Consider the following 22,106-nt stretch of genomic DNA (forward strand, 5'->3'; position numbering starts at 1 on the left):
GGTCAAGTCTGTTACTGGTCAACTATCCGCCTCTGCCCTGCCGAGACGCCGCCCTGCATGATGTGGGCCATGGACGCCACCCGGTTGGATGACGGCACCGCGACCCGGCTGCTGGGCATCGCGATCGACAACATCCAGCGAGACCACCCGGTGCACTGGACGCACGTGATCGACGGTGACCACCGGCTCGTGCCGCAACGCGAGCTGCACCCCGTGTTCGCCGGGTCCTTCGACTGGCACTCGTGCGTGCACCAGACGTGGCTCGCCGTGCGCCTGCTGCGGCTGCGCCCCTCTCTCGCGGGCGCCGACGCGGCCCGCGACGCCCTGGACAAGCTGATCACCCCGGACAACTGCGCCGCCGAGGCCGCCTTCTTCGCCTCGCCGGCGGGACGGCACTGGGAGCGGCCGTACGGCTGGGCGTGGCTGCTCGTGCTCGACGCCGAACTGCGCACCTCCGGCCTGCCGTGGTCGGTGGCGCCGATCGGGGACGTGCTGCGCGACCGCTACCTGGAGTGGGTCTCGGCCGCGCGGCTGCCGATCCGCACCGGCACGCACGGCAACACCGCGTTCGCGACCGGACTGGTCCACGACGCGGCGCAGGCCCGTGGCGACTCCGAACTGGCCTCGGCCTGTGTCGACGCGGCACTGAGGTGGCACGGGCCGGAGACCGCGTACGGGGGCTTCGAGCCGGACGCCGCCGACTTCCTCTCCCCCGCGCTGACGACCGCCGACCTGATGCGGCGGGCTCTGAGCGCCGACGACTTCGCCGACTGGCTCGACGCGTACCTGCCGGACCTCTCGTCGCAGCGGTGGCAGGCGTTGCGCGAGCCGTTCCCGGTCGACGACCCCACCGACCCCTACGGCTCGCACCTGGCGGGGCTCGCGTTGTCGCGCGCCTGGTGCTGGGAGGCGATCGCCGACTCGCTGCCGTCCGGGCACCGGTACGCCCCGCTGGCCCGGTCGGCCTCCGCCGCGCACCGGGAGGCCGGGTGGAGCTACGTGTTCGGCGGGCACGGCTACATGGCCGACCACTGGCTCGGGACGTTCGGGGCGTACCTCGACGTGAAAGCGTTCTGACCTGCGCGAATGTGCTCTTGTGCAAAAGACGTTTGCGGTCGTCCGCAAACGTCTTTTGCACAAGCGATGTATCGCATATTGGGTATTGCGGGATCAGGCCCTGGACGTCAGGCCCGATCGTCAGGCGCCGAAGAAGACCTCGGCCTCTTCGTAGCGCTCGGTCGGAACCGTCTTCAGCTCGGCCGTCGCCTCCGACAGCTTCACGCGGACGATGTCGGTGCCGCGCAGCGCGACCATGGTGCCGAAGTCACCCGCGGCGACGGCGTCGACGGCGTGCAGGCCGAAGCGGGTCGCGAGGACGCGGTCGTAGGCGGTCGGCGTGCCCCCGCGCTGGATGTGGCCGAGGACGGCCGCGCGCGACTCCTTGCCGGTGCGGTCCGCGATCTCCTCCGCGAGCCACTGGCCGACGCCGCCGAGGCGGACGTGGCCGAACGCGTCGCGCTCACCGGAGTGCAGCACCTCGGCGCCGCCCTCGGGGATCGCGCCCTCGGCGACGACGATGATCGGGGCGAACTCGCTCTCGAAGCGGCGCTCGACGTGCTCGACGACCTTGTCGACGCTGAACGGGCGCTCCGGGACGAGGATGACGTTCGCGCCACCGGCGAGACCGGAGTGCAGCGCGATCCAGCCCGCGTGACGGCCCATGACCTCGACGACGAGAGCGCGGTGGTGCGACTCGGCGGTGGTGCGCAGGCGGTCGATGGCCTCGGTCGCGATGTGGACGGCCGTGTCGAAGCCGAACGTGTAGTCCGTGGCGCCGAGGTCGTTGTCGATCGTCTTCGGCACGCCGACGACGCCGATGCCGTCGTCGGTCAGGCGCTTGGCGACACCGAGGGTGTCCTCGCCGCCGATCGCGATGATGGCGTCGATGTTGTTCTCCGCGATGGTCTCGCGGATGCGGTCGACACCGCCCTCGACCTTGTAGGGGTTCGTGCGCGACGAGCCCAGGATCGTGCCACCGCGGGTCAGGATCTCCTCGACGTCCGCGAGGTCGATCGACTTGGTGAGGTTCTCGATCGGGCCCTGCCACCCGTTGCGGAACCCGACGATCTCCCAGCCGTGTGCCTTGATGCCCTTGCGGACCACGGCCCGGATCACGGCGTTCAGACCGGGGCAGTCACCACCGCCAGTGAGCACACCGATGCGCATCTGCTTCCCCATCTCTCGTGTTCTGTGTCACGCAGACTTTCACGAGCTGTATCGGTGCAGCAACGGGGGGTCTCACTTACCGGACGGGAAAGCCGATTTTCCTGCGGTGCTCCTCGATCACCTTCCACCGCGCGAGGTTGTGCCGGGCGTCGGCGAGGGCGTCGTGGGCGTCGGCGGGCGGGGCCGGCAGCTTGGGGCGGCCGACGTCGTCCCAGCGCTGCCGCAGGTCGCGCGTGAACCGGGGCAGGGCGCGCGGCAACGCCGGCATGGCACCCCACAGCTGCGCCAGCGCCACGTGGTCGTAGGCGGCGAACCAGGCCCACAGCTCGATCTCGTCGCGCGCGGCGTCGCGGGCGCCGAGGAAGTCCAGCAGGTCCTCGCGGATGCGCTCGCGGCTGCGCCACGCCCTGTCCGCGGGCGAGGGCAGCTGGTTGAGCACGTTCTGCCGCACCCACGGCCCCGCGCGATCGGGGTCGAACTCGGTGGACACGGCGTAGAACTCGCGGCCTTCCTCGTCGACCACACCGATGGACACGAGGTCGATGGTCAGCCCGTCCTCGATGAACTCACAGTCGTAGAAAAACCGCACCGCGACACCCTAGGGGTGTGCTCAACTCGCCTTCTTCTCGGGCACCCGGTCGGTCTTGCCGCCCTGTTCCGGCACGTCGGCGGTCTGCTCCTTGGCCTTGGCCGCGTAGACGTCGACGTACTCCTGGCCGGAGAGCTCCATCAGGGCGTACATGATCTCGTCGGTGATCGACCGCAGCACGAACCTGTCGCCGGACAGGCCCTCGTAGCGGGAGAAGTCGAGCGGCTTGCCGATCTTGATCCGGATCGGGTGCGGCTTCCACATCTTCGAGCCGATGGGGTTCGCCTTGTCCGTGCCGAACATCGCCACGGGGATGACCGGCGCACCGGACTCCAGGGCGATCCACGCGACGCCGACCTTGCCCTTGTACAGGCGCGCGTCGGGCGAACGGGTGCCCTCGGGGTAGATGCCGAGCAGCTTGCCCTCGCGCACGATCCGCACGCCGGTGTCGAGCGCTCCCTGCGCGGCGGACGCGCTGGACCGGTCGATCGGCACCTGGCCGACGCCGGAGAAGAACCACTTCTGCAGCTTGCCCTTGAGCCCCGTGCCGGTGAAGTACTCGATCTTGGCGGGGAAGGTGACCCGCCGCGACAGCATCAGCGGCAGGAAGAAGGAGTCGGAGACGGCGAGGTGGTTGCTCGCCAGGATCGCGCCGCCCTCCTTGGGGATGTTCTCGGCGCCCTCGATGATCTTGGGCTGGAAGAACAGCCGCAAGATCGGTCCCAGGAGGACGTGCTTCATGATCCAGTACAGCACAGCGGGAAGCGCCTCCCTAGACACCGAACCTTGATCCCGGCGACCAGCCTACGGAGCCGACCGCACCTCACACAACGAGTCCGGGGACCGGGAGTCACCCGCCGGGCGACGTGACTGAGCCGACTGCCGCACCCCGCAACACAACCGGCCCGTGCAACGATGAGGGGTCAGAGGGTTGCGGCACGTGGAGAGGCTCTGGATGAACGCCCGGCGCGACTCGACCGACGGCCCGGAGAACGTCGACGAGCTCTTTGCCGAGATCGTCGCGGGTCTCGAGCGGGACGGGGTCGGCAAGGACTGGCTCGACCTCGACGAGGCGAGCCCCGAGGACTCCAGGCCGGGCAGGCCCGAGACCCGTGACGACGAGGCCGGCGACCTCCCCGCCGACGTCGATGACGAGCCCGAATCCCGCGATCCGGCCGACGACGACCACTTCGTCCCGCCGGAGCCGCCGCCGTTCCCCGTGCTGCGCGCCTCGACCTTCGCGGCGCTCGGCCTGTTCGTCCTCGGCATCCTCCTGCTCGTCGCGCCCGGCATCTTCGGGCTGCAGTCGAGCATCGGCACGCCGCTGTCGCTGGTGGCGCTCTGCTCGGGTGTCGGCTGGCTCATCCTGCGCATGCGCAACACACCGCCGCCGGACTCAGGGTGGGACGACGGCGCCCAGGTGTGACGCGTCACGACCCGGCCGGTAACGACGTGATAACGGCCACTCAAACCTTCAGATAACGATTCGGTCATGCCTACCGTGTCGGGCATGGACCAGATGCAGCACCTGATGATGGCCCGCGCCATGGCGACCCTCGGCAAGAAGGACGTGGCCAAGCGCCGCCGTCCGCGCATCCTGCGCCTGCTGGGCCGCTAGCGACCCCTCGTACGAGTGTTCGCGGTGGGCGAACAACCCCGGCAGGTCCGCCGCGAACACTCAGTTCTTCTTCCGCAACGCCTCCGGCTTGTGCACCGCGTCCCTGCCGCTCTTCGCGCTCTCCACGCGGTACTGGGGCTCATCCTCCGAGGCCTTCACCTTGCGCCCCGCGGCCTGCTTCTCGGTCGTGATCTCCTCCTTGACCTCGCCGTGCGTCGTCGCGCCGTGGCTCGACCACTCGACCTCGTCACCGGGCTTCAAAGGGTGCTTCGTCATGATCGCGGGGTACCCCCACTCGGACGAACCCATTCGAGCGGAGGACCACCGTGAACGACGAGGAGCGGGAGCAGACCCGGAAGGACTTCGCCGACGCGGTCAACATGACCGCCTCGAAGCTGGAGAAGTGGCTCGGCACCGACGAGTCGCAGCAGGTCGGGGACAAGTCCTCCGGCGAGTCGACCGGGCACGCGTCGGGCCGCCGCATCGTCGACCTGCTGAAGGCGAAGCGCGAGGACCTGACCGACAGCGACTACCAGCACATGCGCAAGGTCGTCGGTTATGTGCACCGGCACCTCGCCCAGCGGCCGGACGGCGACGTGAAGGAGAGCCGCTGGCGCTACTCGCTCATGAACTGGGGCCACGACCCCGTCGGGAGCTAGTGGCGCGAGTGGTTCTCGGTCGCCCGCCCCTGGGCGGACATCTCGCGGGCGAGCGTCGCCGCGCCCACGATGCCGGCGTCGTCGCCGAGCTGCGCGGTGCGGATCCTCGCCAGCGGGCGGTGGCCCGCCCCGGTCACCACGGACGCGTACCGCTCGCGGGCGTCGTCGAGGAACAGCGGCGCCGACGTCGACACCCCTCCCCCGATCACGATGACCTCGGGGTCGTAGACGTCGGCGACGAGCGCGAGGCCCTCGCCGAGCCACTTGGCGAGCTCGGCCATCGCCCGCTTGGCGAGCGGGTCGCCGTCGCGGGCCGCCCCGGCCACCCGGCGGCCGGTCACGGCGCGGGAGTCACCGGCGGCCTCGCGGGCCAGCACGGTGGAGACGCCGGGGTGCTTGGCCAGCAGCTCGACGGCGGTGGCACTCAGGGCCGTCCCGCTGCAGTAGCGCTCCCAGCAGCCGTTCTTGCCGCACGGGCAGGGGCGGCCGTCCGGGACCACCCGCAGGTGGCCCAGTTCGGGGGCGACGCCGTGCGCGCCGCGGAAGAGCTCGCCGTCGAGCAGGAGCGCGGCGCCGATGCCGGTGCCGATGGCCACCAGCACGGCCGTGCGTGCGCCTCGGGCCGCACCGAAGCGGTGTTCGGCGAACGCCGCCGCGTTCGCGTCGTGCTCGAGCACCACGGGCATGCCGAGCCGGTCGCTCATGCGTTCCGCGACGTCAACCTGCCGCCACGCCAGGTGCGGCGCGAAGCGGACCGTGCGGCGGTCCGAGGCGATGAAGCCCGCCACGGCGAGGCCGACGGCGTCCACCGGGTGCCGGGCCGCGACCTCCTCCACGGCGGCGACGATCGCGTCTTCGAGGGCGCGCTCGTCCGCGGGCGTCGGCGCGCGCGAGGTGTCCAGCACCGAGCCACGCGGGTCCACGACGCCGGCACGCACGCTGGTGCCCCCGATGTCCACTCCGACCGTGAGCACTAGTCGGTCTTCCTGACGACCTTGATGTGCTGCACGCGCTGCCCGGCCTCGGGAGCCGGCTCGTCCGCCGCGTGCTCGGGCGGGGCGCCGGGCTCGCGCAGGGCGGCGCGCAGGACCGCGACCAGGCCCGCCGCGTGCTCGGCGGCCTTCGCGGCCAGTTCGGAGCGGTCTCCGCGCAGCAGCGCCACGCCGTTGCACAACGGGCACCAGCCGCACGTCTCGGGCGTGTGCGAGCCGTCGCCCGCCTCGGCGACGCGCTGCAGCCACGGCTGCATCCGCTCGGCGGCCGTGTCGACGAGCAGCCGCAGCTCCTCGGCGAGCTTGGCGGTGTTGTCCTGGGTCATCTACGAGCTCCTGATCAGCGCCACGGTCAGCGCCAGAGGGACGGGTCGGGGCGGAACTCCACCGTCACGCCGCCCGAATCCATCTCCGCACCGATGACGATGCAGCGCCTCAGCAACGACGGCAGCGCCACGAGGCGACGCCGGCCGTCGACGGTCAGGGCGAGGTCGTCGCCCACGCGTGCGAGGTCCAGGTCCGTGTCGTCGGACAACGGCAGCGCGATCCGCAGCGAGTACCGGGCGTCGAGCCCGCGCCCGCTGCCCGACACCTCGAGCAGCGACTCCGGCACCGCGGCACCGGGCAACGGGTCCTCGTCGCCGTAGAGCTGCGCGGCGACCTCCAGCAGTGCGGGAACGCCGACGGGTTCGGCCGCGCGGTGGTCGACCGTGCGGATCTCGCCGATCCCGGTGAGCTCGGCCAGCACCGCGTCCTGCTCCTGGCGGCGCGTGCGCAGCCAGGAGGCCGCCGCACCGCGCGCCCCGCCCGGTGAGGGCACCAGCCGGTTCGCGATCACGCTGTCGACCCGGATCCCCTGCAGCGCCAGCGCCGTCAGGGTGCGGCGGGTCTCGGCGGCGACGACGCGCTCGGGGGTGAGCACCAGCCGCACCGAGCACGACCCGGAGTCGGCGAGCATCGAGCGCAGCGCGTCCAGCCGTTCGGCGAGCCTGCTCAACGCGTCCGCCGTGGCGTCCCACTTCTCGACCGTGCCGGTACCCGCGACCCCCGCGAGCAGTCCGCGCACGACGCGCCGGTGAGTCGGGAAGAGCCGTTCGAGGTAGCCGGCGAACGCCTCGGGCAGCGACAGCAGCCGCAGCGTCTCCGCGGTCGGCCCGCAGTCGACGACCACGACCTCCCACGGCCCGGACGACGCGAGCCGCCGCACCTCCGCGAGCGCGAGGAGCTCCTCGACACCCGGCAGGACCGTCAGCTCCTCGGCGTCGAGCTCGTCGACACCGGCGCCCGCGAGGACCGTCCGCAGGTGCCCGCGCAGCTCGCCCCACGCCTCGTCGACGAGGCCGCGGGGGTCGATCTGGCAGGCGAACAGACCGTCCGAGCCGTCCACTTCGGACGGTTCGGCGCCCAGGCGCACGTCGAGCGCGTCGCCCAGGGAGTGCGCGGGGTCGGTGGAGACCACGAGCGCCTTGCGCCCGTGCGCGGCCAGCGAGGCGGCCGTGGCGGCCGACAGCGTCGTCTTGCCGACCCCGCCCTTGCCGGTGAAGAGCAGGACCCGGCTCAAGCCGCCTTCTCCGCGCGCTTCTTGAGCTCCTTGAGCGCGGTGTCGAGGATCAGCTTCTCGGCCTTGCGGCGGAACAGGCCGATCATCGGGATCACGAGCTGCACCGACAGCGTGTAGGTGACCTTGGTGCCGGTGCCGGACGGCGCCAGCACGTAGCTGCCCTGCTGGGCCTTCTGCATGGTGCCCTTGACGAGCTCCCACTTCACCGACAGACCGTCGGGGGCCCAGTCGTACCTCAGGGTGTACTCGTCCTTGACGGGGCCCTGGTCGATCGCGAACCGCACCTGCTCGGCACGGCCGTCGGGACGGGTGCCGAGGACCTCGACCTCCTTCATCCCGTTCGCCCAGTCCGGGTACGACGGGAAGTCCGCGATGATCGCCATGATCTTCTCAGGCGGAGCGTCGATGACGATGGACTGAGTGGACTCGTCGGCCATAGACGTGGAGGTTACTCGCGTGGCTACCAGTTCAGGACGTGAGGCTTGCCGCTGCGCTGGAAGTGGCCGACGTTGACGCACTCGGTGCGGCCGACGCGCACGCGCCTGGCCAGCGGCTGGTGCACGTGCCCGAAGACCGACCAGCGCGGACCTTCACGGACGATCTTGTCCAGCGCGGCCCGCGAGCCCCATTCCGGGCGGCGCGCGACTACGTCGTACGTCAGTTCGGCGACCGACGGCGGGATGTGCGTGCACAGCACGTCGACCCGTCCCATCCGCTCCAGAGCGGCCGCCATGTCCTCCTCCGTGCGCAGGTACGGGTGCCACGGCGCGTTGGGGTTGCGGGCCAGCCCGGGCATCATCAGCCCGCCACCCGCGAAGCCGAACCTCAGCCCGCCGATGTCGGTGGCCTCGCCGTCGAGCACGTGCACGCCCACCCCGGCGAACCGCGGCCACAGGTGCGGACTGTCCACATTGCCCGGTGTCGCGTACGTCGGCGCGGACATGGCGCTGAACAGCGCCTGGTACTGCTCCAGCACCGCTTCTTCCACGACGGAACGGGCGTCGGCGAGGCCGTCCCACAGCGACCGGATGTAGCTCGCCGTGTCCGCGCGCCGGGTGCCGCGGCGGAGCTCGGCGAAGACCCCCACCTTCTCCGGCCCGAAGACGCGCCCGAGGATGCCCTTGGAGTGGTCGTGGTAGTCGACGAAGTCGATCAGGTCGCCGAGCACGACGAGCGCGTCGGCCCCGTCACCGGCGCGCGCCAGCGCCTCCGCGTTGCCGTGCACATCCGAGACCACGTGAACCCGCACGGTTCCAACTTAGTTGACGACTTGGCAAGATCACCCCGCCGGCGGACAGCCGGCGGGACGGCCGTCCTCCAGCGTCAGCTTCAGCCCCAGCGCGACGGACTTCGCGTCCAGCTGGCGGCGTTGCACCTCGCGGCGGGCGCCCCGCGGGGTGAGCGGCCCCGCGGCCGGATCAGCGCGGAGGAAGTAGTGCAGGACGGTGCCGTCGAGCACGGGCTCGAGCCAGACCTCCATCGTGCCGACGAGCGCCCCGCCGACCGTCCAGCGCAGTCCCTCGTCGCCGCGGTTCGCGTAGACGTCGAGGTCCAGGTCCGGCCAGAACGCCCGCCACGACGCGGGCGAGGCGAAGGCGGCGGCGACCACACCGGGTGGTACCGCCAGGAAAGTCTCGTCGACGACGTCCACGCTGGCCATGAGGACAAAAGGTAACGGAAGGGCGTACCCACCTTTGTATCGCCGGAATCACACGCTAGGTTTCCCCACCAGTAACATTTCACCGTACGGAGGTTGACGTGCGCGAGTTCAGCGTCCCCGCCACCGCCGCTGTGGCTCCGGAGGAGAACCTCACCGACATGGTGTGGGCCAACGCGGAGCGCTTCGGCAACGCCGTCAGCTTCCGCAGGCAGGTCGACGGCACCTGGGTGGACATCACCGCGCGTGACTTCGCCGCGCAGGTGATGGCCGTCGCGAAGGGCATGGTCGCCGCCGGTCTGGAGCTCGGCGACCGGGTCGGGCTGGTGTCCAAGACGCGCTACGAGTGGTCGCTGCTCGACTTCGCCATCTGGGCGGCGGGCGGCGTCGTGGTGCCCATCTACGAGACGTCGTCGGCGGACCAGATCGAGTGGATCCTGTCCGACTCCGGCGCGAAGGCCGTGTTCGTCGAGGCCGCGCAGCACCGCGCGCTGGTCGACGAGGTCGTCGGCAAGCTCCCGGAGCTGCGCCACGTGTGGCAGGTCGAGGGTGGTGCCGCCGCGGTCGACGAGCTGACCGCGCTGGGCGCCGAGATCACCGACGAGCAGGTGCACGAGCGCCGTGCGCAGGCCAAGGCCGACCACACGGCCACGCTGGTCTACACGTCCGGCACGACCGGGCGTCCCAAGGGCTGCACGCTGACGCACCGCAACCTGCTGTCCGAGGTGCGGTCGGCGCTGTCGCGGTTCCCCGAGATTCTCACCGCGGGCAACTCGCTGCTGCTGTTCCTGCCGCTCGCGCACATCCTGGCGCGCGCCCTGGCGCTGGCGTGCGTCTACTCGCGCGTGACGCTGGGCCACACCGCGGACGTGAAGAACCTCGTCGAGGACCTCGGCCAGTTCCGCCCGACGTTCGTCGTCGCGGTGCCGCGCGTGTTCGAGAAGGTCTACAACGGCGCGAAGCAGAAGGCGCACGCCGGCGGCAAGGGCAAGATCTTCGACGCCGCCGAGGCGACGTCGGTCGCGTACAGCACCGCGCTCGACAACGGCGGTCCCGGCCTCGGGCTGCGGATCAAGCACACCGTGTTCGACAAGCTGGTGTTCTCGAAGCTGCGCGCCGCGCTCGGTGGCCGCGCGATGGCGGCCGTGTCGGGTGGTGCCCCGCTGGGTGCCCGCCTGTCGCACTTTTTCCGCGGCGCGGGCATCCCGGTCTACGAGGGCTACGGCCTGACCGAGACGTCGGCCGCGGCGTGCGTGACGTTCCCCGGCCAGGAGAAGGTCGGCACGGTCGGCCTGCCGGTGCCCGGCACGTCGGTGCGCATCGCCGAGGACGGTGAGATCCTCATCAAGGGCGACATCGTCTTCACCGGCTACTGGAACAACGAGGAGGCCACCAAGGAGGCCCTCGAGGACGGCTGGTTCCACACCGGCGACATCGGTGAGCTCGACGGCGACGGGTTCCTCAAGATCACGGGCCGCAAGAAGGAGATCATCGTCACCGCCGGTGGCAAGAACGTCTCCCCGGCGCAGCTCGAGGACCGGATCCGGGCGCACCCGCTGATCTCGCAGTGCATGGTCGTCGGCGACAAGCAGCCGTTCATCGGCGCGCTGATCACGATCGACCCGGAGTTCTTCCCGGCGTGGAAGGAGTCGCACGGCAAGCCGGCGTCGGCCGAGGTCCCGGACCTCGTCGAGGACCCGGACCTGCTGGCCGAGATCCAGGCCGTGGTGGACGACGCGAACAAGACGGTGTCCCAGGCGGAGGCCATCCGCAAGTTCCGGGTGCTGCCCGTCGACTTCACCGAGGCCGGTGGCGAGATGACGCCGTCGCTGAAGCTGAAGCGCTCCGTCGTGGCGACGACCTACGCGTCGGACATCGACGCGATCTACGCGAGGTAAGTGGTCTGAAGTACGCGAAAGGCCCAGGAGCTGAGAGAGAGCTCCTGGGCCTTTCGACCCCCAGCGATCGTGATCCGCGGAGAGCTCCGCAGAACCCGAGAAGTGTGTTGCCCCGGCCCCCCGACCGGGACATGAGGAAGATTGCCGTACGGCGCTGACGTATCGCTGACGCGCCGATGTCACTGCGCGACAGCGCGCCAATAGGCTGTCCGGCAGACGGGGATCATCCGGCTCGCGCGAGGGGAAAGCAATGGCTTCGGGTCCGCAGTTCCGGCTGCTCGGACCGATGGAGGTGCGCCTGGACGGCTCCTCGGTGGTGCTCAGGGCGGGCAAGCACCGGGCGTTGCTGGCGGCGTTGCTGCTGCGGCCGAACCGCGTGGTGCCCGTGACGGAACTCGTCGGGCACGTGTGGGGGGACACACCGCCCGCGCGCACACGGGGGACGTTGCAGACGTACGTCATGCGCCTGCGCGCGGCTCTGGGTGACCCGTCGTTGATCCGGACGGCCGCGGACGGCTACTGGATGCGGGTCGACCCCCTTGCCGTGGACGCCCACCTGTTCGCTGACGCGGCTGCCCGGGGACGTGCGGCTGCTTCGTCGTCCGACTTGGTCACGGCGCGGAAAGCGTTTGCTGAGGCGTTGGAGCTGTGGCGCGGGCCGGTGCTGTCGGACGTGCCGTCGGAGACGCTGTACTCCGAGCACGCTCCGCGGCTCACCGAGCTGCTGATGACGGTGCACGAGCGGCGGGTCGACGTGGAGCTGGCGCTCGGCAACCACGCGGACCTGGTGCCGGAGCTGTTCGCGCTGACGCGCGACCACCCGTTGCGCGAACGCTTCTGGGCTCAGCTGATGCTCGCGCTGTACCGCAGCAGCAGGCAGGCGGAGGCGCTGGAGGCGTTCCGGCAGCTCGACCGGACGCTGGACGAGCAGCTGGGCATCGACCCGTCCGCCGAGCTGCGGTCGTTGCACCAGGCGATCCTCGTGGGCTCGCCGGAGCTGGCGGCGCCGGTGGTCGCGCGCGGACCGGAACGCGCGCCGCCGTCCCCGATGCGGCTGCCGGACGACATCGCGGACTTCACGGGCCGCGACCGGCACGTCGAGCGGATCACCGAGCTGGTCACGGGGCCGGTGCCGATCGTGACGCTGGCGGGGCAGCCGGGGGTCGGCAAGACGACGCTGGCGGTGCACGTCGCGCACCTGCTGCGCGACCGGTTCCCGGACGGGCAGCTCTACGTCGACCTGCGCGGGTACTCGTCGGGACCGCCCGCGGAGGGGCTGGACGTGCTGTCGCGGTTCCTGCGGGCGCTCGGGGTGCCGCCGGACGAGATCCCGCCGGACCCCGACGAGCAGAGCACGATGCTGCGGTCGTTGCTCTCGGGCCGGCGGATGCTGCTGGTGCTCGACAACGCCTCCGCTCCGGACCAGGTGCGGCCGCTGCTGCCGGGGACGGCGTCGTGCCGGGTGGTCGTGACGTCGAGGGACGACCTGCGCGGCCTGATCGCCATGAACGGCGCCCGGACCGTGCCGGTGGACGTGTTCGACGCCGCGGAGTCGGCGTCGTTGCTGACGAGGCTGCTCGGGCCCGGCGACCACGCCGAGCTGGCCTCCCGCTGCGGCCACCTGCCGCTCGCGCTGCGGGTGGCGGCGGCCTACCTGGCGGGGCGGGACGAGGTGACGATCACCGGCTCGCCGATCGAGCTGGCCTACGCCGCGCTGCCGCCCGCGCCGCAGCGGTTGTTCCGGCTGCTGTCGCTGGTGCCGGGACCGGACTTCACGCCGGAGGCCGCCTCGGCCCTGGCCGACGTCGACGCCGAGGGCCTGCTGACCGTGCTGGCGATCGCCGAGCTGGTCGTGCTCGCCGCCCCCGGTCGCTACCGCTTCCACGACGAGCTGATGCGCTACGCCGTCGCGTCGCGCGAGGAGAACGACAGCCCCGCCGAGCAGGAGAACGCCTGGAAAGCCCTGCTCAACCACTACGTGCGCGGCGTCGAGCGCTGCGCGGAGCTGCTCTACCCCGGCATCGTGCGGCTGCCGTCGTCGGCGACGGGCCCGGCACCGCGCATCCCGGCGTCGGCCGACGCGCTGGCGTGGCTCGACGCGGAACGCCCGAACCTGATCGCCGCCATCCGGCACGCCGCCGACCACGGTCCCGCCGAGATGGCCTGGCAGCTCGCCGACGCCCTGCGCGGCTACCTGTGGATCGGCCACCACGTCGGCGAATGGCTCGCGACGGCGCACCACGGCCTGCGGGCGGCCCGGGCGTCCGGCCACCGCGCGGCCGAGGCGGCCATGCACACCAACTTCGGCACCCTCTACCTGCGGCTCGGCGACTACGCGCGGTCGGTGGAACACCACGAACACGCCCTGGAGCTGTACCGGGAGCTGGGCGACGGGGACGCCGAGGCGAGTGTGCTCAACAACCTCAGCCTCGTGCACCGCCGCTCAGGGGACCTGGTCGCCGCCAAGGAGGCCCTGGTCCGCTGCCTGGAGATGCTGCGCTCGGCGGACCTGGTCAGCACCGGCCTCTACAACCTGGGCCAGCTCGCCGTGGAACTGGGCGAGCTCGACGACGCCGTCGAGCACTTCTCCCAGGCGCTGGCGCTCGCACCGACCGCCGACAGCCACACCTATGTCGGCATGGTCCTGCGCCTGCAAGGCCGCCTGGACGAGGCGCGCGGCCACCTCGAACGCGCCCTCGCCATCGGCAACGTCCCCGCCGGCGAAGCCGAGGCCCTGGAGAACCTCGCCGCTCTCGAACTCGCCTCCGGTGACGCGCCGGCCGCCCTCACCCTGGCGACCCGGGCCCTGGCGCTCGTGGCCGACGGCGGCGATCCGCAGGTGGCGACGTCGTTGCGGATCACGCTCGGCGAGGTCCGCCGCGCGCTGTCCGACCCCGACGGCGCCGCGGAGCTGTTCGAGCAGGCGCTGGCGACGGCGCGGCGCATCGGGTACGCGTCCGGTGAGGTGCGGGCGCTGATCGGCTTGGCGGTGGTGTGGCGCGATCTCGGCCGTCCGGCCGACTCGGTGTCCGCCGCCGAGCAGGCGGTGCGCCGCGGCGCCGAACTCGGTCTGCGCGCCTTGGAGAACCAAGCCCGCGAGCTGATCTGACCTCGACCGACGTTCACGACGTCAGCCGCGATGTCCCGCGAACCTCTTCGTCAGATGACAACGTTGTCTTCTGCTTGACGATCGCATACCGACTGCACACGTACACGAGTCCCAGCGGCGATATATCGAATACGGGATATCAGTCAGCCGATGAGACCTTCGAGGCGCTGGGCGAGCTGGTCCCAGCGCCAGTGGTCGCTGACCCACTCCCGGCCGGCGCGACCCATCTTGGCCGCCGTGCCGGGGTCGGCCAGCAGGGAGGCGATCCGCTCGGCGACGTTCTCGACGTCGCGGCCGTCGACGAGGTTGCCGGTGATGCCGTCGCGCATGGTCTCCGGCGCACCGCCGGAGCGTCCGGCCACCACGGGCAGCCCGGTCGCCGAGGCCTCCAGGTAGACGATGCCGAGGCCCTCGACGTCGAGGCCGCGGCCGCGCGTGCGGCAGGGCATCGCGAAGACGTCGCCCGCGTTGTAATGCGCGGGCAGCTCCTCCCACGGCACCGAGCCGGTCAGCACGACGTCGCGCGACCCGGCGGCCAGCTTCTCGAGCGTCCCCCGGTACGGCCCGCCGCCCACGATCAGCAAGGCGGCGTCCGGCACCGTGCGCTGGATCAGCGGCAGCGCGCGGATCAGGACGTCCTGCCCCTTGCGCGGCACCAGGCGCGAGACGCACACGACCACCGGCCGGTCGCCCAGGCCGTACCGCTTCCGCATCTCCGCCCGAGCCGCGGGATCCGGCCGGTACAGCTCGGTGTCCACACCGGACGGAAGGTGTTCCAACGCCGCCATGGGACCGAACGCCGCCGAGAAGCGGGAGCGCGTGTAGCGGCTGACGTAGGTCACAACGTCCACACCGGACCCGATGGCGCGCAACGCCTGTCGTGCCACCGGCAGCATCGACCAGCCCACCTCGTGCCCGTGCGTGCACGCGACGGCGCGGCTCAGCCCGAGCGACGGCGCCAGCAACGCCAGCGGAGCCGCCGCACCGAACCAGGAGGCCTCGCACGACTCGGCGCGGGCGATGTCCCGTGCGCGGGACAGGACGTCCGGCGTCGGCAGCATCAGCGACGTGGGGTGCCGCACCACCGGGAACGGCTGCTCGGCGTCGAACTCCCGCGCGCCCTTCCACTTCGGCGCGTACACGACGAGGGAGTCCGCGGGCAGCCGTGTCGCCAGAGCGTGCAGGTAGGACTGGATGCCACCGGGGCGGGGCGGGAAGTCGTTGGTCACCAGCAGGGTTCGGCGCACGGGCGCAACGCTATCCGATGCTCGTTTTCAAGAACGCACGCCAGCCCGCCACGTCGGCCGCGCTCAGGTCCACCGCGGACCTCACCCCGTTGCGGAGGTAGAAGTCCACGACGCCGCGCTCCCCCAGCCCGGACTCCAGGTACACCATGATCGAGTACGCCTGCTGGTAGGCGAGGTCGCGGCCGGGTCCGCTGAAGTCGGCGGGCACCGCCGAGACGTCCGAGGTGAGCAACGGCGCGGCTTGGCGCAGCGACAGCCCGAGCCCGTGGAACGCCACCCAGTCCGCGAAACCCTCCACGAGCCACAACGGCGCCGAGTCCGACGTCAGGTCGCGCGTCGCGACGTGCGTGATCTCGTGCCGCAACAGCACCCGCAGTTCCAGGTCCGACAGCGCCGAGGCCCGCGTCCGGTTGAGCACCACGCGCTGCCCGGCACCGTCGCGGATCGCGACGCCGGCCATGTCCGCGAACGCGGGCCCGACGAGCGACACCCGCTCGGCGTCCGTCGCCGGAACGACCACATCAACCCGGCGCGCCCAGGAGATATCCAATATATCGGCGACACTGCGCACCGACTCGTCGAGCGACGCCGCCACCCGCGAAGCGAGTTCGTCGTCGCAGGAACTGCTGGTGACAGTGCCCGACGAAACCGTCAGCACGGCCTCTTTGCAACGATCGATTTCGGTCGACCGCAACTCAACGGGCCGTGTTGCAACGGTGAGGCCCAGCAGGAACGTCAGGGTGACGGTGACCGCCAGCAACGTCCGGAGGTGCTTCACCGGCGCAACGCTAGCCCTCGATGCGCCGGATCACCGCGATGGGACCGATGGCGTCGATCGGTGCGATCTTCACCGGCTGGCCCTCGGTCGAGGCGTGCACGGCGCGCGTGTTGTCGACGGCCATGGCGACGTGCGAGCGGCTCGAGTAGTAGATGATCAGGTCGCCGCCGCGGACCTCGCTGCGCGACACGGCACGCCCGACGCCGGCCTGCCCGCCGGAGGTGCGCGGGATCGAGACCCTCGCCGCCGCGTACGCCTTCATCGTCAGCCCGGCGCAGTCCCACTGGTCGGGGCCGGTGGAGCCGTACCTGTAGTCGTCGCCGCGCTGCGCCAGCGCGAAGGTGAGGGCGAGACCCGCGGTGCCGCTCGGCACGCTGATCGCCGACCGGTCGCCCGGATCGCGCAGCTGCTGCACGACCGGCGCCGGCAGTCGCGTCAACGCCGACCGCACCTCCCCGATCTGCGCCTGCAGCGCCTGGTTGCGCCCGTCCAGGTCGGCCTTCAGCTTCTCGGCCGCCGCGGTGGTCTCCGCAGCACGGGTGCGCGCGGTCTCCGCCACCTGGTGCGCCTGGCGGGCCTTCTCGACCGCGCCGGACAGCCGCGCGAGCGACTCCGCCCTGTCGGTGGCGAGGATCCGCATCATCTCCAGGCGGTTCAGGAAGTCCTGCTGCGAGTCCGCGACGAGCAGCGCCGAGAGCTGGTTGAACCGGGCGCCCTCGAACGACGCCTGGGTGATGAGGTCGACCTGCTGGCGGAAGTCGTCCTCGTCGCGCTTGGCCTGCCGCTCGATCTGCTGCGCCGCGGCCACCGTCGCGGTCGCGCGGTCGAGCTCGGCCTTGCGCTGCACCAGGTCCTCCTGCGCGCGCAGCACTTCCTCGTTGAGCTTCGTGGCCTGCGCCGTCAGATCGGCGTAGGCGCGTGCGGGATCAGCCGGCTGCGCCGCCAGGGACACGGCCGGTGTGGCCGGGAGCAGCAGGGCCAGAACCAGGAAACCACGGGTGAACTTGCGCGACATGAGGTCGCCGATCCCCCTCGCCAGAACAAGACCGTCAAGATCGACGGCGTCAGGCTACCGGGTGATCAAACGCGCCCGAGACGGGCCAGCAACACAGCGGACGGCACCGGGTGCGCGCCGCGGCGGCGCACCGAGTCCGCGACCGCACGATCCGACGTCACGACCACCACCGGGCGCCCCTCGGGCTCCGCGGTGACCAGCGCCCGGATCACGTCGTCGGCCAGAACACCGGGATCGCTGAAGAGGACGCGCACGCCCCGAGGCGCCGCCGCGGGCACGGCCACGACACCGGCGCCGTCGAACACCAGCGTCACCTCGGCACCCGTGCGCGCCGCGAGCACCGCCAGCTGGTGCACGAGCCGATCGCGCTGGTCCGACAGCGACAGCTCCGGATAACCGGTCTTCGTGACGTTGTAGCCGTCGACCACCAGGTGCACCGCCGGCAGCGCCAGCAGCCGGTCCAGCGCCGCCGGGTCCTCCACGCGGCCCACGGTCCCCTGCGACGCGCTGGCACCGCGCACGAGGTCGGCGGGACGTGGTCCCGTGCCTCCCAGGGCGAGCTCGCGGCGCAGGCCCGTCACGGCGCCGTCGAGGGTGTCGACGAGCAGCGCGAGCCGCACCTCGTCCGCCTGGCGGGCCTCGCGGGCGGACTGTCGCGCGACCTCGGCCTCCGCGATCGCCCGCTGTGCTTTGCCGCGCTCGGTCTCGGCGCGCTCGCGTTCGCGGTCGCGTTCGGCGGTCAGGCGCTTGACCTCGTCCGCGGTGCGTTGCCGGATCTTCTCGACCTCGGCGGCCGCGGCCGCGGCGGCGTCCTTGGCCTCGCGCAGCTTCACGCCCTGTTCGCGCAACCGCTTGCGCAGGCGTTCGAGTTCGACTTCGGCGTCCGCGCGCACACGTTCGGCGGCACCGTCGAGCTGGGTGCGTTCCGCCCTGAGCCGGTCCAGCTCGCCTTCCAGCCGTTCGGCGCGGAGCACGGCGGCGTCCCGCTCGGCCCGCAGCGTCGCGTCGCCGACCCGCCGCGACACCAGTTCCACGTAGTGCGGGGCGACCTCGTCCCCGGTCAGCACCGCGGCCGCCGCGGCGGTCACCGGGTCCGGTGACGTCACCTCCAGCGTCGACGGCCTGTTCTTGCGCAGCCACTCGACCACCGCGGTGCGGAAGTTCGCCGAGTTCCGCAGGCCGGCCACGACCTGCGTGCCGCCGAGCCTGGCGCGTTTGGTGGGGGCGAACTTCGCCACCGGCCGCAGGTGCTGGGGCACGTCGACCTTCGCCATCTCGCCCAGCGCGTCCGCACCCAGCTCGGCTAGCCTCACCCGCAACGGCTCCGGCAGGGCCGACCAGTCCACAGTGGATTCACCTGCGGACTCACCTGCCTCGTCGGCAGGCTGGTCGAACTCTGGCTCGGGCATCGGGTCTGGCACCCCCACAGGCTAGAGCCCCGGCACTCGAGCAGCGCACGGACGTGTCCGCCCTTCGGAACAACGATCAGGCAAAGATCACCCGCACACCACTCCAATGGAGCAACCGCAGGTCACGCAACCGCGAACGACCACCTCCGAAAATTGTCAGACCCCGTCGCTAACGTCGGCGCCGTGACCGGACAACTGTCCTTCGACGAGCTCGGGACGCCCCTGCGCGACACGACGTTCGTCGTCTTCGACCTGGAGACGACGGGAGGGAGCGCCGAGGAGGACGCGATCACCGAGATCGGCGCGGTGAAGGTGCGCGGCGGCCAGGTGCTCGGCGAGTTCGCGACCCTCGTCGACCCCGAACGCGGCATCCCGCCGATGGTGGCGCAGCTGACCGGGATCACGCAGCTGATGGTGACGGGCGCGCCGACGATCAAGACGGTGCTGCCCGCGTTCCTGGAGTTCGCGGCCGGGGCGGTGCTGGTGGCGCACAACTCGGGCTTCGACACCGGGTTCATGAAGGCGGCCTGCGAACGGCACGGCTACCGCTGGCCGAAGCCGTCGGTGGTCTGCACGGTCAAGCTCGCCCGGCGCGTCCTGAGCCGCGACGAGGCGCCGTCGTGCCGCCTGTCGGCGCTCTCCGACCTGTTCCACACGGAGACCAAGCCGACGCACCGCGCACTGGCCGACGCCCGCACGACCGTCGAGGTGCTGCACGCGCTGCTGGAACGCGTCGGCAACGTGGGCGTGCACTCCCTTGAAGAACTGCTCGCGTACCTGCCGGAGGTCACCCCCGAACAACGCCGCAAGCGCTCCCTGGCCGCGCACCTGCCCTCCACACCCGGCGTGTACCTGTTCCGCGGCCCGAAGGAAGAGGTCCTGTACGTCGGTACGGCCTCCGACCTGCGCCGCCGCGTCCGGCAGTACTTCACCGCCAGCGAAGGCAGGCGGAGGCTGCGCGAGATGGTCGCCCTCGCTGTGCGAGTCGACGCCGTGGAGTGCGCGCACTCCTTGGAGGCCGAAGTGCGCGAGCTCCGCCTCTTACGCGCACACCGCCCCGCGTACAACCGGCGCTCGAAGAACCCGCACCACGCCTGGTGGCTGGTCCTGACAGACGAGCCGTTCCCGCGGATGTCGCTGGTGAAGACCCCGCGAGAGGGCGCCCTGGGCCCGTTCCGCACCAGGAAAGCAGCCGAGGCGGTGGCCGACGCCCTGCTCGACGCCGTTCCCCTGCGCTCGTGCACGATCAAGATCCCGGCGACGAACCAGCGCGCCTCCCCCTGCGCGCTGGCCGAACTGGACCGCTGCAAGGCCCCGTGCGCGGGCCGGCAGACGGTCGAGGAGTACTCCCCCGCCGTGGTTGCGGTGCGCGATCTGGTCGTGGGCCGCAGCGCCGCACCTCTGCGCACCCTCGTCGACCAGCTGGGCGACCTGGCCTCGGTCGAGCGCTTCGAGGAGGCCGCCCGCCGCCGCGACCGCCTGGCAGGCCTCGTCAGGTCCCTGGACCGCGCCCAGCGCCTGGCCGCCCTCGCCGCACTCCCCCAGCTGGTCGCCGCCCGCCCCGACCGCGAAGGTGGCTGGGAATTCTCGGTGGTCCGCTACGGCCGCCTGGCCTCCGCCGGCGTCGCCCGCCGCGGCACCCGCCCGATGCCGGTGGTCGACGCCCTCGTCGCCTCCGCCGAGACGGTCATCCCCACCCCCGGTCCACTCCGGGGCGCGCCGCCGGAGGAGACCGGCGTGGTGCTGCGCTGGCTCGACCAAGCGGGCACCCGCCTGGTGTACGCCGACGAACCGTGGTCGTCCCCCGCCGGGGCCGCCGCGGCCTGGCTGCCGTGGGCGGAGCAGGCCGCTGGAGCCCGGCCCATCCACGACCGTTGGAGCTGAGCCGCCCTCCCGGCTGCCCTTTGCAACGGCTGATTGCTGTGGAGTGAAAGCTGCCATCGCAAGGCTTCGATGGCGTCGGCTCGCCTCGATCTGACCCCTTTGTCGCCGCAGCGTTCAGCTATGTCCGAACCTGGCTCTCGACCTCGTCGCCGCCTCTCCGCACCCGTGCTCGGTTCCTCCTGAGCACGCCCTTATGCAAAAGACGTTTGCGGACGTCCGCAAACGTCTTTTGCATAAGGGGTGTTGATGCAGGTCAAGGCGGTGTTCGTAACCGATATATCAGTCGGTTTGTCGACAAAACAATGGGGTCGGCTGCGCAACGGGCGAGGGGCGACGTCTTCACGCCGGTGATCAGCCGGTAGGGCAGACTACGGGTGCTTGAGACACCGGAGCCCAGACCCGAGGAGGACGCCGTGGTCACCGCCATCGTGCTGATCCAGGCCGCCGCCGAACGCATTCCCGAGGCCGCGCAGGAGATCGCCGACATCGACGGAGTCACCGAGGTGTACTCCTGCGCCGGTGACGTGGACCTGATCGCGCTGGTGCGCGTCAGCAAGCACGAGGACCTCGCCGCGCTGGTGCCCGGCAAGATCAGCAAGGTCGCCGGCGTGCTGAACACCGACACGCACATCGCGTTCCGCAGCTACTCGAAGCGCGATGACGAAGCCGCGTTCTCGATCGGCCTCGACGACGCCCAGTAGGAACGGCGAGCCGGTGGCGGAGCAGCACGGCCACCGGCGAACCACCCCGGACAGCGAAAGGCCCCCGTGGAAGTCCACGGGGGCCTTTCAGTGCTTCAAGCCGAAGATCAGGCCTTCGGGTCGGACGGCTTGCCCGCGAGCTGACCGGCCGTGTCCTCCGCGCTGAGGCCTTCGGTCACGTTGCGCCTGCGGCGCGCGTTCTCCAGCGCCACGGTCTCCTCGACCGGGTCCGGCGACCACGTGCTGCCCGCGACCGGATGACCGGCCGAACCGAGCTTGTTCATCTTCTTCGGCACCGACGCACCCTGATACGCCAACGCGATCGGATGCCCGTGCTCGTCCACCGGGCCCAGCGGCTGGTGGACCTCGATGAACTCACCATGCGGCAAACGCTTGATGATGCCCGTCTCCACACCGTGCTCGAGCACCTCACGGTCACCACGCTGCAACCCGATGCAAACCCGGTAGGAGAGGAAATACGCCACCGGCGGCAGCACCAGCATGCCGATACGGCCCATCCACGTCGTCAAGTTCAACGAGATGTCGAACTGGTAGGCGAAGATGTCGTTCGCACCCATCAACAGCAGCACCATGAAGTACGTGATCGCCATCCACCCCAGCGACGTGCGCACCGGAACATCACGCGGACGCTGCAACAGGTTGTGATGCGCGTAATCCTTGGTCATCCTGCGCTCGATCCACGGATACGCCGCCGCGATACCGGTCAGCAACGGCAACCCCAGGATGAACGGCAAAAACGGCG

General features: G+C 71.2%; 21 protein-coding genes and 1 pseudogene. 7 read left to right on the forward strand and 15 right to left on the reverse strand.

Going from position 1 to position 22,106, the window contains the following annotated elements:
* Nucleotides 1–69 precede the first annotated feature (69 nt).
* Complete coding sequence (locus L6E10_RS29600; RefSeq protein ID WP_236223447.1) at nucleotides 70–1,077, forward strand: DUF2891 domain-containing protein; 1,008 nt, start codon at nucleotides 70–72, stop codon at nucleotides 1,075–1,077.
* Nucleotides 1,078–1,197: 120 nt separating this feature from the next.
* Here L6E10_RS29600 and L6E10_RS29605 read toward each other — a convergent pair whose 3' ends face one another.
* The 3 genes from L6E10_RS29605 to L6E10_RS29615 form a co-directional block, all read right to left on the reverse strand.
* Nucleotides 1,198–2,226, reverse strand: a complete 1,029-nt coding sequence (locus tag L6E10_RS29605; RefSeq protein ID WP_236223752.1) for a 6-phosphofructokinase — start codon at nucleotides 2,224–2,226, stop codon at nucleotides 1,198–1,200.
* A gap of 76 nt (nucleotides 2,227–2,302) precedes the next feature.
* Nucleotides 2,303–2,815 carry a polyadenylate-specific 3'-exoribonuclease AS gene (locus L6E10_RS29610; protein ID WP_236223448.1) on the reverse strand — a complete coding sequence of 171 codons (513 nt, stop codon included), beginning with the start codon at nucleotides 2,813–2,815 and terminating at the stop codon, nucleotides 2,303–2,305.
* 21 nt (nucleotides 2,816–2,836) lie between these two features.
* Nucleotides 2,837–3,571 carry a 1-acyl-sn-glycerol-3-phosphate acyltransferase gene (locus tag L6E10_RS29615; protein ID WP_236223753.1) on the reverse strand — a complete coding sequence of 245 codons (735 nt, stop codon included), beginning with the start codon at nucleotides 3,569–3,571 and terminating at the stop codon, nucleotides 2,837–2,839.
* A 184-nt stretch (nucleotides 3,572–3,755) separates the two neighbouring features.
* Here L6E10_RS29615 and L6E10_RS29620 point away from each other — a divergent pair, with 184 nt between their 5' ends.
* Entirely contained in the window at nucleotides 3,756–4,241 is a 486-nt protein-coding gene (locus tag L6E10_RS29620) for a hypothetical protein (RefSeq protein ID WP_236223449.1), read from the forward strand.
* 252 nt (nucleotides 4,242–4,493) lie between these two features.
* Here the strand turns inward: L6E10_RS29620 and L6E10_RS29625 are convergent, their stop codons facing one another.
* On the reverse strand, nucleotides 4,494–4,709 hold the full coding sequence (locus tag L6E10_RS29625) for a DUF2945 domain-containing protein (protein WP_236223450.1): 216 nt from the start codon (nucleotides 4,707–4,709) through the stop codon (nucleotides 4,494–4,496).
* A gap of 50 nt (nucleotides 4,710–4,759) precedes the next feature.
* Between L6E10_RS29625 and L6E10_RS29630 the strand changes: the two genes are divergently transcribed.
* Nucleotides 4,760–5,092 (forward strand): DUF3140 domain-containing protein, encoded by a 333-nt coding sequence (locus L6E10_RS29630; RefSeq protein ID WP_308102909.1) that lies wholly within the window; start codon nucleotides 4,760–4,762, stop codon nucleotides 5,090–5,092.
* Here L6E10_RS29630 and L6E10_RS29635 read toward each other — a convergent pair.
* The 6 genes from L6E10_RS29635 to L6E10_RS29660 are packed head-to-tail and all read right to left on the reverse strand — an operon-like array spanning nucleotide 5,089 to nucleotide 9,305.
* Nucleotides 5,089–6,051, reverse strand: a complete 963-nt coding sequence (locus tag L6E10_RS29635; RefSeq protein ID WP_374237580.1) for an ROK family glucokinase — start codon at nucleotides 6,049–6,051, stop codon at nucleotides 5,089–5,091. The two genes, L6E10_RS29630 and L6E10_RS29635, sit on opposite strands and share 4 nt — an antisense overlap.
* A gap of 14 nt (nucleotides 6,052–6,065) precedes the next feature.
* Entirely contained in the window at nucleotides 6,066–6,410 is a 345-nt protein-coding gene (locus L6E10_RS29640) for a hypothetical protein (protein WP_236223452.1), read from the reverse strand.
* A 26-nt stretch (nucleotides 6,411–6,436) separates the two neighbouring features.
* A complete protein-coding gene (locus L6E10_RS29645) occupies nucleotides 6,437–7,645 on the reverse strand; it encodes an ArsA family ATPase (RefSeq protein WP_236223453.1) in 1,209 nt (402 codons plus the stop codon).
* Nucleotides 7,642–8,082: an SRPBCC family protein gene (locus tag L6E10_RS29650; RefSeq protein ID WP_236223454.1), complete on the reverse strand. Its 441-nt coding sequence runs from the start codon at nucleotides 8,080–8,082 to the stop codon at nucleotides 7,642–7,644. Before L6E10_RS29650 ends, L6E10_RS29645 begins: the two co-directional genes overlap by 4 nt.
* Before the next feature lie 23 nt (nucleotides 8,083–8,105).
* The gene (locus L6E10_RS29655; protein WP_236223455.1) at nucleotides 8,106–8,894 is read right to left on the reverse strand and encodes a metallophosphoesterase; all 789 of its coding nucleotides are present in this window, start codon (nucleotides 8,892–8,894) and stop codon (nucleotides 8,106–8,108) included.
* A 30-nt stretch (nucleotides 8,895–8,924) separates the two neighbouring features.
* Complete coding sequence (locus L6E10_RS29660) at nucleotides 8,925–9,305, reverse strand: polyketide cyclase / dehydrase and lipid transport (protein WP_236223456.1); 381 nt, start codon at nucleotides 9,303–9,305, stop codon at nucleotides 8,925–8,927.
* A 98-nt stretch (nucleotides 9,306–9,403) separates the two neighbouring features.
* Between L6E10_RS29660 and L6E10_RS29665 the strand changes: the two genes are divergently transcribed.
* Together L6E10_RS29665 and L6E10_RS29670 are read left to right on the forward strand one after the other, a co-directional pair.
* Nucleotides 9,404–11,200: a long-chain fatty acid--CoA ligase gene (locus L6E10_RS29665; protein WP_236223457.1), complete on the forward strand. Its 1,797-nt coding sequence runs from the start codon at nucleotides 9,404–9,406 to the stop codon at nucleotides 11,198–11,200.
* A 250-nt stretch (nucleotides 11,201–11,450) separates the two neighbouring features.
* A complete protein-coding gene (locus L6E10_RS29670) occupies nucleotides 11,451–14,309 on the forward strand; it encodes a BTAD domain-containing putative transcriptional regulator (RefSeq protein ID WP_236223458.1) in 2,859 nt (952 codons plus the stop codon).
* Between the two features lie 143 nt (nucleotides 14,310–14,452).
* Here the strand turns inward: L6E10_RS29670 and L6E10_RS29675 are convergent, their stop codons facing one another.
* The 4 genes from L6E10_RS29675 to L6E10_RS29690 all read right to left on the reverse strand — a co-directional run bounded on the left by L6E10_RS29675 (nucleotide 14,453) and on the right by L6E10_RS29690 (nucleotide 18,758).
* Nucleotides 14,453–15,556: a glycosyltransferase family 4 protein gene (locus L6E10_RS29675; protein WP_236223459.1), complete on the reverse strand. Its 1,104-nt coding sequence runs from the start codon at nucleotides 15,554–15,556 to the stop codon at nucleotides 14,453–14,455.
* Between the two features lie 10 nt (nucleotides 15,557–15,566).
* Nucleotides 15,567–16,334, reverse strand: a complete 768-nt coding sequence (locus L6E10_RS29680) for a basic secretory family protein (RefSeq protein ID WP_236223460.1) — start codon at nucleotides 16,332–16,334, stop codon at nucleotides 15,567–15,569.
* Nucleotides 16,335–16,344: 10 nt separating this feature from the next.
* Complete coding sequence (locus tag L6E10_RS29685; protein WP_236223461.1) at nucleotides 16,345–17,349, reverse strand: NlpC/P60 family protein; 1,005 nt, start codon at nucleotides 17,347–17,349, stop codon at nucleotides 16,345–16,347.
* A gap of 65 nt (nucleotides 17,350–17,414) precedes the next feature.
* Entirely contained in the window at nucleotides 17,415–18,758 is a 1,344-nt protein-coding gene (locus L6E10_RS29690; protein ID WP_236223462.1) for an NYN domain-containing protein, read from the reverse strand.
* Between the two features lie 183 nt (nucleotides 18,759–18,941).
* On the opposite strand from L6E10_RS29690, the gene L6E10_RS29695 reads away from it, so the two are divergent.
* Both L6E10_RS29695 and L6E10_RS29700 read left to right on the forward strand, forming a co-directional pair.
* The gene (locus L6E10_RS29695; protein WP_236223463.1) at nucleotides 18,942–20,642 is read left to right on the forward strand and encodes a DEDD exonuclease domain-containing protein; all 1,701 of its coding nucleotides are present in this window, start codon (nucleotides 18,942–18,944) and stop codon (nucleotides 20,640–20,642) included.
* A 413-nt stretch (nucleotides 20,643–21,055) separates the two neighbouring features.
* Complete coding sequence (locus L6E10_RS29700) at nucleotides 21,056–21,343, forward strand: Lrp/AsnC family transcriptional regulator (RefSeq protein WP_030465012.1); 288 nt, start codon at nucleotides 21,056–21,058, stop codon at nucleotides 21,341–21,343.
* Nucleotides 21,344–21,450: 107 nt separating this feature from the next.
* On the opposite strand, the pseudogene L6E10_RS29705 reads toward L6E10_RS29700, so the two are convergent.
* Nucleotides 21,451–22,106 (reverse strand): annotated as a pseudogene (locus L6E10_RS29705) (cytochrome b); the annotation flags it as partial.

Source organism: Lentzea sp. CC55, from assembly GCF_021056325.1.
Lineage (GTDB): Bacteria > Actinomycetota > Actinomycetes > Mycobacteriales > Pseudonocardiaceae > Lentzea > Lentzea jiangxiensis.

Coding starts and splice junctions, on each gene's coding strand:
- L6E10_RS29600 (WP_236223447.1), top strand. CDS start 70: ATGGACGCCACCCGGTTGGATGACGGCACCGCGACCCGGCTGCTGGGC.
- L6E10_RS29605 (WP_236223752.1), bottom strand. CDS start 2,226: ATGCGCATCGGTGTGCTCACTGGCGGTGGTGACTGCCCCGGTCTGAAC.
- L6E10_RS29625 (WP_236223450.1), bottom strand. CDS start 4,709: ATGACGAAGCACCCTTTGAAGCCCGGTGACGAGGTCGAGTGGTCGAGC.
- L6E10_RS29640 (WP_236223452.1), bottom strand. CDS start 6,410: ATGACCCAGGACAACACCGCCAAGCTCGCCGAGGAGCTGCGGCTGCTC.
- L6E10_RS29650 (WP_236223454.1), bottom strand. CDS start 8,082: ATGGCCGACGAGTCCACTCAGTCCATCGTCATCGACGCTCCGCCTGAG.
- L6E10_RS29660 (WP_236223456.1), bottom strand. CDS start 9,305: ATGGCCAGCGTGGACGTCGTCGACGAGACTTTCCTGGCGGTACCACCC.
- L6E10_RS29670 (WP_236223458.1), top strand. CDS start 11,451: ATGGCTTCGGGTCCGCAGTTCCGGCTGCTCGGACCGATGGAGGTGCGC.
- L6E10_RS29685 (WP_236223461.1), bottom strand. CDS start 17,349: ATGTCGCGCAAGTTCACCCGTGGTTTCCTGGTTCTGGCCCTGCTGCTC.
- L6E10_RS29690 (WP_236223462.1), bottom strand. CDS start 18,758: ATGCCCGAGCCAGAGTTCGACCAGCCTGCCGACGAGGCAGGTGAGTCC.